15 protein-coding genes are annotated in these 14,293 nt (G+C 38.3%); 2 read left to right on the plus strand and 13 right to left on the minus strand.

The window, feature by feature from the left end:
• Positions 1–14: 14 nt before the first annotated feature.
• The 11 genes from DYE66_RS00785 to DYE66_RS00835 all read right to left on the minus strand — a co-directional run bounded on the left by DYE66_RS00785 (position 15) and on the right by DYE66_RS00835 (position 9,573).
• Complete coding sequence (locus DYE66_RS00785) at positions 15–2,534, minus strand: lantibiotic dehydratase (RefSeq protein WP_002998771.1); 2,520 nt, start codon at positions 2,532–2,534, stop codon at positions 15–17.
• Positions 2,527–3,618 (minus strand): M20/M25/M40 family metallo-hydrolase, encoded by a 1,092-nt coding sequence (locus DYE66_RS00790; RefSeq protein ID WP_115324778.1) that lies wholly within the window; start codon positions 3,616–3,618, stop codon positions 2,527–2,529. The genes DYE66_RS00785 and DYE66_RS00790 overlap by 8 nt, the downstream gene beginning before the upstream one ends.
• A 9-nt stretch (positions 3,619–3,627) precedes the next feature.
• Positions 3,628–4,341, minus strand: a complete 714-nt coding sequence (locus DYE66_RS00795) for an ABC transporter permease (RefSeq protein ID WP_115324780.1) — start codon at positions 4,339–4,341, stop codon at positions 3,628–3,630.
• Positions 4,341–5,183, minus strand: a complete 843-nt coding sequence (locus DYE66_RS00800; RefSeq protein WP_002998840.1) for an ABC transporter ATP-binding protein — start codon at positions 5,181–5,183, stop codon at positions 4,341–4,343. The genes DYE66_RS00795 and DYE66_RS00800 overlap by 1 nt, the downstream gene beginning before the upstream one ends.
• Before the next feature lie 25 nt (positions 5,184–5,208).
• Positions 5,209–6,939: a YcaO-like family protein gene (locus DYE66_RS00805; RefSeq protein ID WP_002998585.1), complete on the minus strand. Its 1,731-nt coding sequence runs from the start codon at positions 6,937–6,939 to the stop codon at positions 5,209–5,211.
• A complete protein-coding gene (locus DYE66_RS00810; protein WP_002998687.1) occupies positions 6,936–7,712 on the minus strand; it encodes a hypothetical protein in 777 nt (258 codons plus the stop codon). Before DYE66_RS00810 ends, DYE66_RS00805 begins: the two co-directional genes overlap by 4 nt.
• A gap of 94 nt (positions 7,713–7,806) precedes the next feature.
• Positions 7,807–7,965: a thiazolylpeptide-type bacteriocin gene (locus tag DYE66_RS00815; protein WP_002998588.1), complete on the minus strand. Its 159-nt coding sequence runs from the start codon at positions 7,963–7,965 to the stop codon at positions 7,807–7,809.
• A 37-nt stretch (positions 7,966–8,002) separates the two neighbouring features.
• Positions 8,003–8,161, minus strand: coding sequence for a thiazolylpeptide-type bacteriocin (locus DYE66_RS00820; protein WP_002998758.1), 159 nt, complete (start codon positions 8,159–8,161; stop codon positions 8,003–8,005).
• Positions 8,162–8,324: 163 nt separating this feature from the next.
• Complete coding sequence (gene ytpR / locus DYE66_RS00825; RefSeq protein ID WP_002998923.1) at positions 8,325–8,951, minus strand: YtpR family tRNA-binding protein; 627 nt, start codon at positions 8,949–8,951, stop codon at positions 8,325–8,327.
• Positions 8,952–8,972: 21 nt separating this feature from the next.
• Entirely contained in the window at positions 8,973–9,290 is a 318-nt protein-coding gene (locus tag DYE66_RS00830) for a thioredoxin family protein (protein WP_002998886.1), read from the minus strand.
• Positions 9,283–9,573 (minus strand): DUF4651 domain-containing protein, encoded by a 291-nt coding sequence (locus DYE66_RS00835; protein WP_002998726.1) that lies wholly within the window; start codon positions 9,571–9,573, stop codon positions 9,283–9,285. The genes DYE66_RS00830 and DYE66_RS00835 overlap by 8 nt, the downstream gene beginning before the upstream one ends.
• 108 nt (positions 9,574–9,681) lie before the next feature.
• On the opposite strand from DYE66_RS00835, the gene pepA reads away from it, so the two are divergent.
• Positions 9,682–10,749, plus strand: coding sequence for a glutamyl aminopeptidase (pepA, locus tag DYE66_RS00840; protein WP_002998596.1), 1,068 nt, complete (start codon positions 9,682–9,684; stop codon positions 10,747–10,749).
• 67 nt (positions 10,750–10,816) lie between these two features.
• Positions 10,817–11,587 carry a pyrroline-5-carboxylate reductase gene (proC, locus tag DYE66_RS00845; RefSeq protein WP_002998697.1) on the plus strand — a complete coding sequence of 257 codons (771 nt, stop codon included), beginning with the start codon at positions 10,817–10,819 and terminating at the stop codon, positions 11,585–11,587.
• 363 nt (positions 11,588–11,950) lie between these two features.
• On the opposite strand, the gene DYE66_RS00850 is transcribed toward proC, so the two are convergent.
• Positions 11,951–12,613, minus strand: coding sequence for a CPBP family intramembrane glutamic endopeptidase (locus tag DYE66_RS00850; protein ID WP_002998859.1), 663 nt, complete (start codon positions 12,611–12,613; stop codon positions 11,951–11,953).
• 490 nt (positions 12,614–13,103) lie between these two features.
• Positions 13,104–13,817 carry a CPBP family intramembrane glutamic endopeptidase gene (locus DYE66_RS00855; protein ID WP_002998583.1) on the minus strand — a complete coding sequence of 238 codons (714 nt, stop codon included), beginning with the start codon at positions 13,815–13,817 and terminating at the stop codon, positions 13,104–13,106.
• Between the last annotated feature and the right edge of the window lie 476 nt (positions 13,818–14,293).

The raw sequence follows: 14,293 nt of genomic DNA on the forward strand, positions 1-14,293 counted from the left end.
TTCCTCCTAATTCCTTAGTCATCTGTTTCAACAATCAATTCTATAATTGTATCTGTTTCCGTATTAATACATTCCGGTAAAGTTTCTTCAATTAAAATCTTATCCTTCTTTTTCAACAAACCAGCAAAAGCCTTAAAACTCAAGAAAGATTCAAAATTAATGTAGAGTGGTTTCGTTTTTAACAATTCTGAATCTTGATCGTAGCTTTCAAAAAAATCTTTAATAAAGAAAGATAACGGTAACCCTTCTTGTTCAAAATATTCAACTACTTCTAGCCATTTTCTACCCATTGAACTATCTTTATCAAGAATCGCATGTAGGGCCTTACAAGTGAGGTACCATTTTTTTCTAGATAAAATCAAAGTTGTATTTTCAAAGCAAAGTCTAGGTAATACTACCTTTTCTTGCGAACTTTCTTCTAGCTTTTGTCTTAATAACAGTTCCCCAAAATCAAAATAAATGGAATCATTAAGAGTAATAGAATTAAACACTGCGACTAACGATGGAAGCGCAACAGTAATCAAACTACCTAAGAAATGCGGATACACAATATTTCCTGTTGTCTTCTCAAATACTTCAATCTCTTTTGATCCTGTTGAAAGTCTAAAGCCCAAGTCTAACCACGTCAACTGTTTAGGACTTGTCAAAGTCAAGTCTCCCAACGGCAAATGCAAGGTTTTATCCGTACTTTCTCGAATATTTGCATTAAAGCCAAACGTCATCGGAATGTCCACTAACTCTCCATCTAGTCCATAAGGCTCCATTTCTGTCGGAAGATAATGATTGAATCTTCTGCGATAGACTCCATAGCCTTTATAGATATGGTTGAAAACAATTTTATTTTCTGGACTCACTTGTAAAAAGTAACCACGGGACTTATGGTTCTGACCTACTAGGTTTTCTAATTGCGTCGTAGAATCTTTCAATAATTCATGTGAAATCAAGAGATCCGAACCATCTTCCAAATCTTGTACTAATAATTGCTGCACTATACTCTTCTTTAATTTCAAGAGCCGGTTGTCAATTTGATGGTCGTAGGAAGTCCCTAAGTATCCAAAAGATTCCATCCAATAGCCATCCCTTTGAAAAAGTGTTGCTGCCAAATCTCGTAAAAATTTACTTATTTCTCTCGTATTTTGAGGAATAAACTCTCCCCCGTAATTTGTTTTGAGCATTTCATAAGCTAGATATTTACTACGAGTTGAAATATCAAAAATAGAAATAAATTTTGATAAGTCTTCAATAATTCTCTGGTTTTCTTTTACAACTTTGGCCTGTTCTTCCAAATAAGTGCCATTTTGCGATGTAACCGCATCAATTGAAACGTAAGTAGACTTATTAAAACCTTCTATACCGTAAGTTTGAACAATATTGTGAATTTCTTCCGTCAATTGATCATAAGCCGTCCAAGAAAATACTTCATTTTCTAGGGCAACTGCTTTTTCTAATATTGCAATCTCATCTGAGAATAATTCCGAGGAAACCTCTTTTAATTTTTCAAGCAGGGCTTTTGAAATACTTTGCTTTCCGACAATATTAATCTGTTCTGCTGGAAGTAATACACTGTTTTCCAACAATTTTGGTAGATATTCCTCTTGAGAATTTTGTGACAAGTATTTCAGAAGAGTGCGCCCTGTTAACACTTTTTGGCCCTTAAATAGAGTTAGAATCCCATTTAAACTCTCATTTTCAGAAAGAGTAACTAATTCTTGGCGGTTACGATAGAGACTTTTCCCTGCCACATCATTAAATACTGTAATATAATATTTCCCATCTTTATGGATAAGAGTCTCATTTAGTTTAAATGTTAAGTTTGGCTGATAATTTGGATTTAGATAAATCCGATCAAATAGTTTTAAAATAATAGAAGAATTCACCGACATAACGATGTTTTTCTTTAAATCAAACGGCTCTCGTCCGTATACACCAGTTGTCCCCAATAAACCTAGTGGACTTGTTTTAGTAGCGATGCGAGTATAGTAGTTATACAAAAAAACATCCATTTGACGTTGCTTTTTATTGTGTTTTTCAACATCTGTTTTAAGTAATTTTTTTATTTTTTGATAAAGAGTTTGGTCAATCATTTTCGTATTTTTAACAAAATCAGGATGTTTAGATAAACCTGCCATGATTAACTGTTTCTCATTTAGATACTGTTGATGAACCAGCTTTTCAACCTTGTCTTCATTCTCGACAGTTTGTCTTTGATATTCAAAATAAGAATCAAAGATAGTGGTCAGTTTAGACGGAAGCAGTGAGGATATTTTATGATATTTATTGGCTAACTCACCGCGATTATTGTAAAAATCATGTGAAAATTTAAGTAGTTGTTGTTTATTTTTGCTTTCTGGAAAATCTTGAATCACCTGATTTAGTTCTTCGATTCCAGTTTCATGGGTCGATTCTAACTGTTCCACTAAATGAGAGTATTCAAACTGATAAGTGCGTAACGTTTGAAAAACCTCTTTTTGGAAAATCTTAGAAAATTCTCTATTTGGAAAGTTTGTTTTTCTATAATATATATTTTTAACCATTGATTCGTTCATTCTCCTTTTCAATCAATAACATCATCACATACCAACCTCTTAGCAAGGTAGCTTTTGGAGTCTCAAATTCCTGTGAATGGATAGCATGCCCTTCGTTATATGCACCAATAAAGAAATAACATGTCTCTGTATCCAGCTCCTTACCATAAAATGAAAAGTCATCACAAGAAAATAAGAAGGGAGTCTCCAGCACCTTTATGACTTTACTTTGGGACAATTTTCGATAAACCCAGCTGTAGAGCTTTGCATCATTGTGTAGCACAGGATAGTTCATAATGACTTCATTTCGATAATCAACATTCAACTGTTTCAAAAATGTTTGCTGCTTAAGCTTGCACTTTTCAGCAGTTTTTCCTCTAAAAGTAATATTAAAAGATAGTTCTGTTGGAGATACATTGTGAGAACCATTGGAAGAAAAATTTGTAATTTTGCAATGAAAATCCGGTTCATTCAATTTCTCTGACAATGAAACCAACTTAGCAAATAGATTTGCTGCTCTTTCTCCTTGATGGCTTACATGTCCACTATCCTTTAATAAGAGTTTTAAATGGCAACTCAACCCCGCTGCTAGAACATCTCCCTTTTTAATTGACACATAATTAGAATATAAATCTGGTGTGACATGGAGAGCATAAATTTTTGATACTGAGATCTTACTTTCTTTCAGAAATTTACAAACTTCTTTTGCGCCACCGTACTTTTCCTCACTAGCCTGAAAGATGAACAGAACATTTAATTTTGGTTTGTTTTTGGCTACATAGGTTGCAAGTTCTAATTGAATGCTGGTGTGGGCATCATGCCCACACCCATGGTAGTAGATTTGAGTACTCTCGTTAATTTCTACAGCATCCAATTCTGAACGAAAGGCTAGATCATAGTGATTATCTTGCCCTTCTCGACCTCTATATTGATAAATCAATCCTAATTTTCCTTCAGAAATTTTTTCAAGATTAGCTTTACGTAAAATCTCTTTTACATAATTTTTTGTTTTTTCCTCAGAAAAACCTGGCTCTGGCTGATGATGCAAGCACTCATAGTGGGCAAATAACTGATTTGCAGCAAGTCTACTCATTACTCTCTCCTATTTATTTATTTGTAAAAATTTATTTACAATGACTGTCACAAGTCCAGCAATAAAAAAATAAAGCGTAATCACTAGAAAAGCTTGTAAGAACTTTTCAGCAGTTTTATGTAAAAGCACCTCATTGTAATAATAACCAGGGAAGAATTTTTGGATTGTTACGATGATGCCTGGCATTTTCATTGCACTCATGATATTTGGTGTAATATTCAACATCATAAAGGCGAAAAAGATTGGCATGGAAGCAGAAGCCAGCGTTTCGTCATTAAAGATCGTTCCCAACAGAAAACCAATTACAATATAATAAAAACCAAAATAGAGTAATAAACTAGCAATAGAAAGATAAGAACCCGTTACTTTTAGATTCCCCGCTAAAACCCCTGCCAAGGTTATGAAGAATAAAATCAAAATATTTAAAATGGTTTGCGCCAATACACTATCGAACATATAGTGTGCGTAAGAATATGGAGAGATTTTATCCATGATACGGAAATACCCTTTTTCTTTTGAAACTTTTTGACTAAAGGTATTCAAGCCACTTCCCGCAATTCCAAACATAGCTGAAAACAAAGCAATCATCCCACTATCTTCTGTATTTACATAGTTCAGTTGCTTGATAAAAAAAACGTAAAATGCTACCGGGAATAAAATAGTAAAAATAACAAAACGCTTATTTTGTAGGCTATTTTTTATCTGTTGTACAATTGAAATCATTATTTTTCTCCTTCTACAAATGAAATACGTTTGAAAATATCAACGACTTGCTTACGACGTTTGAAGCTTTCTGAATTAATAATTCCATTCTCTGCAATCAATTCTTGAGTGTGGAAAGTATTTACAACCATGCTTTGACCATCTGCATAGAATAACTTTTCTTTTGGAACGTCATTTTTTATCATTTCTCTTGGAAATTCATACAGTACTTCTGCAAACATATCATCAACTAGAATGTTTTCTTCAAAAATACCTTCATTCAATAGCAAGATGTAATCTGCGAATGACTCAATTTGATACAAGTCATGCGTAATTAAGAGAATCGTCTTACCTTCAGCTTTTAATTTTTTAATTTGCTGTACAAATTTTTCCACGCTATCGTAATCCATACCTGCAGTAGGCTCATCCAAAATCAAGAGTTTAGGATCATGTAAGATAGCTAATAAAAAGGAAAGCTTCCTTTTTTGTCCACCAGAGAGTGTCCCTGCTTTCTGATTTTTTTCCTTTTCCAATCCCATATTTTCCAGTTGCTCATCAATATCAACTTTCTTATGAAAAAATGAAGCCTGTAGCTTAATTAAGTCTGAAACTGTAATATCTTTTGGGAAATAATCCTCTTGAAAGACAACTCCAACCTCTTTTTTGATATTTAGATTCGTTGCCACATGACCCTCATCTTCCTTGATAAGTCTGAGCAAAATACTGATAAAAGTTGTCTTTCCTGCACCATTTTTCCCAAGCAAAGTGTAGACTTTCCCTGTTTCTAAATCTAAATCCAGTCCTTTCAAGACATCCTTTGTTCCAAAACTCTTTCTTAAATTATCAATTTCAATTAAATTCATTTTTTTACCTTTCTAAGTTAGAATATTAGGGGAAGGGGTGTATTGGAATTTCCTGATAGTTAGATACTTGAATCCTTCGATAATTGATGTACAGATTTTCATAACCAAAATTCATATCTTGCATCCCAGGAGCAAAAACCTTCACCTCGCATAAACCAATTTCCTTTAAACCAATCGGAGTATTTTCTACAATATAGAAATTTCCAAATTTTTGATTTGTAAACTCAAGTAGTACTGAATAGTAAGTGTCTATATCAATACTATAGTCACTCTCAACTTCAAAATCTATAATCTCTGCTTCCCTCAAGAAATCAAAGTTCTGACTTCTGTCCTCTACTGAGTAATAGATTGCATGATCAGCCACTGTAGTAACATCCTGAGGACGCATCCGATGGCCCTTTTCTTGAATATCCCCAACATCTTGATCATAGGCATAGAGTGCAAAATATAGCTCCTTTAGGGCTGAAACAATGGCTGATTTTCCAAATAAATGTGCCCCTGCTGTTGAATAAGTTGCAAATTTATTGCTATTTTGCCCACGAGCAAATGTCCAATAAATGTTCATCACTTTGCTGGAAAGTAATTGATAAATTGAAACCTCATAGCCTAAATTCTTGATCAACATCAAGTAGTAGTTTATCTCTGCATCGAAAATGCTTGCTTGATTGACCTCTTTAGGAACTCTCTTTTGATACCAATGGAATAAAAAGTAATCTCGTTCGTACATTTCAAGAAGCGAAAAGATGACAGCTTCTTTGTAACTATTCCCAACAGCATGTCCATTCGAACTCATGTTCACTAACTTTTGACTTATAGGTTTCCTCTCTGTTTTGTAAATGATAAAATCTTCAGGTATTAAAGTGGATTTCTGAGTTTGATAGTTATGAGCGGGTAACCAATGAATTTTTGTTTCTCGATTTATCTTTTCTTTTCCAAGAACAGGCAAATATTCATTTGGATTCAAGTAATCCATTGCCTCTTTACCAAGGTCATTTAAAGAGAAAAGAAAACGTTTCTGTCCCTTTGAGATTATTCCGCTATACCGCTCCATGGCTTCCAAAAACGCCTTTGCTCTGGCTTTCTTATAGCTAGTATCAATCCCAATTCCTGAAATCATCTCACTTTGAGAAAGTGGGTACTGCAATTCAACAGTTACTGCATTTTTTAAAAGGGTTGTTAATTCTCTCCTAAAAAGTCCGGTATCCTTATTATCTAGTTGAATATAACGAGAATAATCTCCTAATTTCTCCCGTAAAGAAGAAGCCTGACATTGAAGATTACTGTCAATGATGGTGTTGTCAAATCTTTTATCATTAGAAATGCAAATATCACAATTCGTAATTCTAAAGAACTGGTGCCTGGAAATTTGATAATCATCAATGACAAAGTAATCAAACAAAGGAGGTTCGGATTTAAACCGAATTAGTTGAGAAATAACATAAAGCAGCTTTTCTTCATATAAATTATTCCCATCAATCTCTACAACTTCATTTCCCTGTCCAAAAGAATCAGCTAATTTAAATTGATTACGGTGTTCCAAAAAACAGTGACTACAAATCTTATCTCTTTTATTGAAAAGAGGACTGACAAACAATTTGTGTTCTTCCCAAAAAATAATTATCCCCTCTTCAACTCTCTGGGAACGGAAATAATCTAGAGTCCCAAAATATAAGTTCACGTCTTGATAAACAATCTGCGTAGGTTGACTTATAGGGATAGTCATTACTATTTCATGTATAAATTGCTGAATATTCATTTTTCCCACTCCTTGGTAAGTACAAGCCCTAGATGTTGAGCAAGACTGTCTTGGCAATAGACAGATGCACTACCATTGCCTTGCTTATTCAAAAAATCTTCATAAGACTCTACTTTACTTCTTCCTATACCAATACTGCTATAACTTAATTTAGATTCCATCAGCCCCTTAATTGCCTTAAAAATAAGTCCATCTATATTAGTATCTTCAAAACTATATATTTGTTTTTCAGGACTAAAAATCTTTAACATAAATTGTCCTTGAGAGTTGATAATATCAATTGACTCTATTAAATTTGAAAAATATATATTTTTCAAAATATTAATATCCAGAAATTTATTGGTAGTTGGTAGTTTAAATTCTGTTTTTGCAGTATCTAATACATGATAAATAGAGATTCCCTCTCTGAATTGATGAAGCATCATAAAATCATCAACTTCAATATAATATGAACCTTTTAAATAACTTAGTAATGGCAGAGTTTGTTTAAGTAGATATCTCTCTTTTTTAGATAGTGGTTTGACACTTGGAAAATATCGCTTCAATGACTTTTCGTTTTTCTTAGAAATTCTAAATATTTGTCTACCATTCTTATATGTTGAAAATTGTTCTGTTTGACCTTGATTTATTCCAAACACCTTGTCTGTGTTTACACAAATAAAGTGAATCAAATTCTCTACTGAGTGATGTTTAGGTAAAGCTATTCTTCTTTTTCTCCCAAGGTAAGATACTAACACACTGTTTTCTTGGACAACATATTTTAAGTTTCCCATCTATTTAATATTCCTTATCACTTAAAAAACAAACAGAATTATACAGGATTGTTAGTAACCATATAATTCTGTTTATTCAATACAAACTTCCTATTTATGCACAACTGGACGAACATGATGAACACGAGGTTGAACCACAGGTACTGGAACCACCGCTGCCACTTGTTGCAGCTGTTGCTGGAACGCCTTCTACATCATCTAATTCCAAAATGTCAATTTCAAGCTCTTCAAGCAATTTATTTTCATCTTTCATTTTATTTCTCCTTTCTTTTTAGGAACTGTACGATGGGTTAGGCACAGCTAGATGAGCATGATGAACACGAGGTTGAACCACAGGTACTGGAACCACCACTGCCACTTGATGCAGCTGTTGCTGGAGCACCTTCTACATCATCTAATTCCAAAATGTCAATTTCAAGCTCTTCAAGCAATTTATTTTCATCTTTCATTTTATTTCTCCTTTCTTTCAAATTTCATTCTAAAATGATTAGCAACCAACTATCTTTGTCCGTCGCTATGTTTATATCATAAGATAGTTTTGCCGTAAAAAAAAGCGACATCGATGTCAGGTGACATCAATGTCGTCTATTATAACAATTACTGACTAAAACTTTACCTCTGCCAATGTTTGGCTGGATCGAAAGCTTCACCGACGACGGCGGTGTCGTCTAACTCGATGATGCCACGTTTTTGCGGGGCATTGGGCAGGGCCAATTCACGGGGAGCACACATCATGCCGTAGCTATTAACGCCGCGAAGCTTGCCTGGGAAAATTAGGCTGCCATTAGGCATCATGGCCCCTGGCAAGGCTACGATGGTCTTGAGACCGACAGCTGCATTGGGAGCCCCCGCCACGATTTGGACGGTTTTGTCAGGGTTAATGGCGACCTGACAAATATTGAGGTGGTCGCTGTCTGGATGAGCTTTCATCTCCTTGATTTGACCGACAAGAAACACTGGGGTTGGCGTTGCTTCTAGTTTTTCTTCGAAGTCTTCCTTGGCTAATTCCTGATTGAGAACTTCCAGATCCTTTGGACTTGGGAAAACTTGTCCATCACCAGATAGCTTCATCAAGCTGGAGGCCTCAAAAATATTCCAAGCTAGGGTATGTCCGTCTTTTTCAGCATAGACACGGGCAACCTTGCCCTTACGCTCAACTTGGCGAGCAATTGGTTTGGTATCTTGGAGGATGACCATGAGGACATCTCCGACTTGTTCTTTGTTATAGGCAAAAATCATGGGTATGCGACTTCCTTCTTTTTATTGTAATCCTGCTAAAAAATTATTAATTTCTTCCTTGGTCTTGCGGAGTTTATTGACCAGTCGGCCAATTTCCCGACCATTTTCCACGACAATCAGACTGGGAATGCCAAAAATATTCCACTTCTGGGCCAGGGGCATAAAGCCATCTCGATCTACCTGAACAAAGGTAAAACTTGGATTATCAGCTTCTAGGTCAGGCAAAAATGGATAGAGAAATTGACAATCGGGACACCAGTCCGCTGTAAATAAGAAGACAAAACGGCCTTCTTGCTCTAAATAAGTGGCTAATTCTTCATAAGTTTCTGGTTTAAGCATCTTCGCTACCCTCACTGTAGAAAATATCACCGGCGTCGTAAGCAAAATCAAGGACTCGGCCATCTTCAAAGACAAGACCGCCTGAAAAGCTGGACCCCTGGCTCTCGTAATCCTTAATGTAGAGGACCTGAATGTCCCCCATCTGACTGAAATATTCCCTGATTTCCGCTAGGGCTCTGGCCTGCCTGCGGTCGGCCAATTTTTCTTGCAGGCCATAACCTAAGGCACTCAGGCCAGCTAGGCCTGCCAAAGCCGTTGCCAAGACTAGTTTCTTATGTTTCATGCCTTTCATTTTATCATAAATAGGGGACTTTGGCGATTGGCAGAATTAAAGGAGGACAGTCAACTGATCAACTTTATGCTAAAATAAGACTAAGAAAGGGAGGATGGAATGACAGACTTATTTAGTAAAATCCAGGAAGTAACCAGTCTTAAGGGCTTAGCCGGCCATGAAAGTCAGGTGAGAGACTATCTGCGTCAGGCTATTACCCCAAATGTTGACAGAATTGAAACCGATGGACTGGGAGGCCTCTTTGGTATCAAGGAAAGTTCAGCCCCCAATGCTCCTAGGATCATGGTGGCAGCCCACATGGATGAAGTTGGCTTTATGGTTAGCGAGATTAAGGAAGACGGTACCCTGCGGGCAGTGGCTATCGGAGGTTGGAATCCGCTAGTCCTCTCTTCGCAACGCTTTAACTTGATAACTCATTCAGGCCAGAACCTGCCCCTTATTTCAGGCTCGGTACCCCCGCACTTCCTGCGGGGGCAAAATGGACAAGCCAGCCTGCCAAACGTCGCTGATATTATTTTTGACGGTGGTTTTGGGGATAAAGCTGAAGCTGAAAGCTTTGGCATCAGACCAGGGGACATCATTGTTCCTGATAGTCAGGCCGTCCTAACGGCCAACCAGAAAAATGTCATCAGCAAGGCCTGGGATAATCGCTTTGGCATTCTCATGGTCACCCAGCTTCTGGAAAATCTGAAAGACCAACAACTGGGTAGCACCCTGATTGCTGGTGCTAATGTCCAAGAGGAGGTCGGTCTGCGAGGGGCTCAGGTCTCCACGACCAAATTCGACCCTGAACTCTTCTTTGCGGTCGATTGTTCGCCTGCTGGCGATGTTTACGGTGATCAGGGCAAAATCGGCGATGGTACCCTACTTCGCTTTTACGACCCCGGTCATGTCATGCTGGCCAATATGCGAGACTTCCTCCTAACAACGGCCGAAGAAGCTGGCATCAAGTACCAGTATTATGCAGCCAAGGGAGGAACAGATGCTGGGGCTGCTCATCTGCAAAACAGCGGAGTGCCTTCGACCACCATTGGTGTCTGTGCCCGTTATATTCATTCGCACCAAACCCTCTATAACATGGATGACTTCTATCAAGCTCAGGCCTTCTTGCAAGCCATCCTCAAAAAACTGGACCGCTCAACGGTCGACCTCATCAAAAACTATTAAAGAAAGGAACTTCGCCGGCCTAGCCGCCTGTTCAGCGGCAAACTTGCGAGGTCTTGGTTAAACAGCTATGAAAATTGGATTTATCGGCCTAGGAAAGATGGCGACAGCCATCATCAAGGGCCTAGAAAAAACGGATTTTGAGATTTTAGTGGCGGGACATGATCCCGAAAAAACAGCCCGTCAGGCTGAAAACCTGAGTGTCAGGGCTTTGGCTAAACAAAGTGATCTGGTCGCTGAGGCTGACTTAGTTGTCTTGGGTGTGAAACCTCAAGTTTTGCCTGCCGTTCTTGAACAATTGGACTTCCATCAGCCCATTATATCCATGGCAGCTGGAGTCAGTCTAGAGCGTTTAGCTGGGATGACCAACTCCAGCCTCCCCCTGATTCGGATCATGCCTAACATCAATGCTCAAATTTTACAAAGCACTACAGCCATCTGTAGGAATCAGCATGTGGATGACCAACTCTTGGACTTGGCTAAGACCATCACTGACAGTTTCGGTTCGACCTTTGATATTGCTGAGAAGGATTTTGATAGTTTTACAGCTTTGACTGGTTCAGGCCCAGCCTATATTTACCTCTTCATAGAGGCCTTAGCTTTGGCTGGTGTCAAACACGGTCTGCCTAAAAGCCAAGCTCTGGATATTGTGACGCAAACTGTCCTTGCAAGTGCCCAGAATCTCAGCCAAGGAAAGGATAGCCCCCACGACTTGATTGATAAGATTTCCAGTCCTGGCGGTACAACCATCGCAGGCTTGGTCGATTTAGAAAAGACTGGCTTGAGTGCTTCTGTCATTTCCAGTATTGATACCACGATTGCTCGGGCCAAGGAACTCTAATACTCATTGAAAATCAAAACTATCTCTTGTTGACTTCGACTGGCCGTACTTCTGGGGAAGAACTGCGTTTTCCTCATAGTTCAGTCTTCAACAGTCCACTGGACTGTTGAAGCTGCCTGTGTCTCGTCGCCTAGGCTGCTTTTGATTTTCTTCAAGTATCTGGTAAACAAGCTATCAGAAATTTTCCTTTTTATAGCTAGAAAAGCCCCCAGAAATGAGGGCTTTTCGTCTTTCTTTTATGCTTTTGCGGGTGAGGGCTCGGCCCTCATGGGCGTCTGTCTCACTCCCAGAACGGGATTTTTAACTCTTAGCAGGTTAGAAAAGGCGGTCACAAGTCTTCATCTTTCCCAACCCTTACGCAAGCTATTGCAGCAGGCTTATCAGAACAACAAAGGCATTCATTATCATGTGAATAGCTATACTGTATTCAACACGCCTGGATTGCATAGCAACAAAGCCAAAAACCAAGCCCATTCCTCCATAAGAAATCCAGCCACCAATATCACTAAGATTTGTGTAGAGGTGGATATAGCCAAAGAGGAGGCCGGTTACAATCCAGCCAACCCATTTGACCCAGCCATCAAAGCCAAAAACCTTCTCCAGAAGGCATTTACGGAAAATAGTTTCTTCAACAATGGGAGCAAACACCACAGCCATAATGAAGTACAAATAAAAGGGCATGCCCAAATTATTGAGGGCGGACTGATTGGCACTGGTGGTTGCGTTGCTTAAAAGAGTGCGCACAAGCCCACCGATAGCATTGATGACCATGACAGCAGGAAAGGCTGTAAAATAGAGGGCAAATTTTGTGGTGGCTAGGGGTTTCAAGGAGAGGGGTTCCTTAAGCAGGCGTAGCAGGAGAACGATGAAGATGGTAACAAGAATAAAGCCGAGACTGGCCATCACATCCGCCTCAATGTGGCGGAGATTCTTTCTAACCAGCAGGACTCCTTGAAGACTGAAATCCAGATAAAAGATAAAGAAGGCCAAGAGAAGCCAAGAAAGTTTGTCTAATACTTTTTGCATAATATTCCTTTCGCAATCAAAAAGTTGAACTGTCAAATCTAATAGCTCTGCCAGCTAAAATTTCTTAGCTGAAAAGCTGAGAAAATCCTAAAAGAGCGATTATATCGACTAAAGTAGGGAGAGCCAGTCCATATTCTAAACGTTATAGTGATAGGCAAAGAAACTACAAATAAAGCCTCCGCCGATGTAGATTAGGGCTTCTCCTCAGGTTTTAAGAACATGAAAGAGGCCAAACAAGATACTTGTCAAAATGCAGCCCAGCAAGAGAAAAGACAAGAACAGCTATTTGAATTTTTCTAAAATAAATTCTATGAGTTTTGCCTACCAATACTCGAAGAAAATCAATCTAGCCTAGGCGACGAGACGTAGGCAGCTTCAACAGTCCACTAGACTGTTGAAGACTGAACTATGAGGAAAACGCAGTTTTCCCCCAGAAGTACGGCCAGTCGAAGTCAACAAGGGATAGTTTTGATTTTCAATGAGTATAAGGCTAACCAATCATTTGGTATATTGACAAGAAGGCAATAAAGTTATTAAGGACATGGAGGGCAATACCATATTCCAAGCGTTTAAATTTAAAGGCAAAGAAGCCGATAACTGCTCCCATGGAAGCATAAGTAAAGAAGGCCCCCCAACTATCAGGTGTGTGGACTAGGCTGAAAAGCAGACAACTCATGAGATAGCCCAGCCAAGGTTTTTTGAAGAATTTTTGCTGGATAAAACCACGAAAAATGAGCTCTTCAATAATGGGGGCAAGAATAACCAAGTCGATAAACATAAAGTAAGCTGGGAAAAGATGAACCAAGCTTTCTAGGGCCTTCTGGTTAGAGGTATCGGACTTGTCCTGAAGACTCATTAACCAGCTTCCAATATTATCCAAACCATAGATAAGAAGGTAGGCAAAAAGAACACCAAAGATTAAAATCTTCCAATTTGGTTGAACTTTCTTGATAAAGCCATAATGGTAGAGGAGCCAGACTACTGAGACTAGAATCACCAAGGACACCAGTATGGCGAAAGTAATACCAAGTGGACCTGGTGGTAGAATTTGCCCAGCCCTGATTTTTTCCTGGGCTTTACTACCATATTTGATTGACATCTGGACGCCCGAACTAAAGTAGAGAATCATACTACCAAGCTGTTCTGCCAGAAAGAAGCCGACGGCTAGACCAAGCCATTTGAGCTTTTCTAAAAATAATTTCATCTTAACTTCCTTTCCTAGAGTGAAGTTTCATACTCAATAAAAATCAAAAATAGGCAAGGCAACGAACTGCAGATAGCTCAAAAGGTCTGGGAGACCTTTTGAGGTTGGAAATAGTGAAAGCTCTGCTTTCCTCAGCAGGTACGGCAAAGTGAGTTAACGATGCGACATGGAGTAAAAACTGTCAATATTACAGTTTTTATGAAATTAGTCAGGGATATAGAAAACTACAATCGTAGTTTTCGTAGTCACTCTAATTAAAAACTATAGAGTGACTTTATCCGTGGGATAGTTTTGATTTTTGAAGAGTATTAAATATTTTGTACCATGGTAACACAGCCAGCTGGCTTCATCAAGACCATTTTCTTGAAAAGCAAAAATAAACTCCTGAAGGTTACCTTCAAGAGCTGGGAATTTATATCATTGATTAACCTGCCATGGGGCAGTAAAAAAGGGCAGAGCTAATGATGAGACCAGCT

The sequence above is a fragment of the Streptococcus downei MFe28 genome, from assembly GCF_900459175.1.
In the GTDB taxonomy this organism is placed as follows: domain Bacteria; phylum Bacillota; class Bacilli; order Lactobacillales; family Streptococcaceae; genus Streptococcus; species Streptococcus downei.

What these genes read in the sequence shown, in the direction of transcription:
- DYE66_RS00805 (WP_002998585.1), bottom strand. Translation starts at nt 6,939, where the DNA reads ATGAATATTCAGCAATTTATACATGAAATAGTAATGACTATCCCTATA.
- DYE66_RS00850 (WP_002998859.1), bottom strand. Translation starts at nt 12,613, where the DNA reads ATGCAAAAAGTATTAGACAAACTTTCTTGGCTTCTCTTGGCCTTCTTT.
- DYE66_RS00795 (WP_115324780.1), bottom strand. Translation starts at nt 4,341, where the DNA reads ATGATTTCAATTGTACAACAGATAAAAAATAGCCTACAAAATAAGCGT.
- DYE66_RS00815 (WP_002998588.1), bottom strand. Translation starts at nt 7,965, where the DNA reads ATGAAAGATGAAAATAAATTGCTTGAAGAGCTTGAAATTGACATTTTG.
- ytpR (WP_002998923.1), bottom strand. Translation starts at nt 8,951, where the DNA reads ATGATTTTTGCCTATAACAAAGAACAAGTCGGAGATGTCCTCATGGTC.
- DYE66_RS00800 (WP_002998840.1), bottom strand. Translation starts at nt 5,183, where the DNA reads ATGAATTTAATTGAAATTGATAATTTAAGAAAGAGTTTTGGAACAAAG.
- DYE66_RS00785 (WP_002998771.1), bottom strand. Translation starts at nt 2,534, where the DNA reads ATGGTTAAAAATATATATTATAGAAAAACAAACTTTCCAAATAGAGAA.
- DYE66_RS00830 (WP_002998886.1), bottom strand. Translation starts at nt 9,290, where the DNA reads ATGCTTAAACCAGAAACTTATGAAGAATTAGCCACTTATTTAGAGCAA.
- DYE66_RS00820 (WP_002998758.1), bottom strand. Translation starts at nt 8,161, where the DNA reads ATGAAAGATGAAAATAAATTGCTTGAAGAGCTTGAAATTGACATTTTG.
- DYE66_RS00810 (WP_002998687.1), bottom strand. Translation starts at nt 7,712, where the DNA reads ATGGGAAACTTAAAATATGTTGTCCAAGAAAACAGTGTGTTAGTATCT.
- DYE66_RS00835 (WP_002998726.1), bottom strand. Translation starts at nt 9,573, where the DNA reads ATGAAACATAAGAAACTAGTCTTGGCAACGGCTTTGGCAGGCCTAGCT.
- DYE66_RS00855 (WP_002998583.1), bottom strand. Translation starts at nt 13,817, where the DNA reads ATGAAATTATTTTTAGAAAAGCTCAAATGGCTTGGTCTAGCCGTCGGC.
- proC (WP_002998697.1), top strand. Translation starts at nt 10,817, where the DNA reads ATGAAAATTGGATTTATCGGCCTAGGAAAGATGGCGACAGCCATCATC.
- DYE66_RS00790 (WP_115324778.1), bottom strand. Translation starts at nt 3,618, where the DNA reads ATGAGTAGACTTGCTGCAAATCAGTTATTTGCCCACTATGAGTGCTTG.
- pepA (WP_002998596.1), top strand. Translation starts at nt 9,682, where the DNA reads ATGACAGACTTATTTAGTAAAATCCAGGAAGTAACCAGTCTTAAGGGC.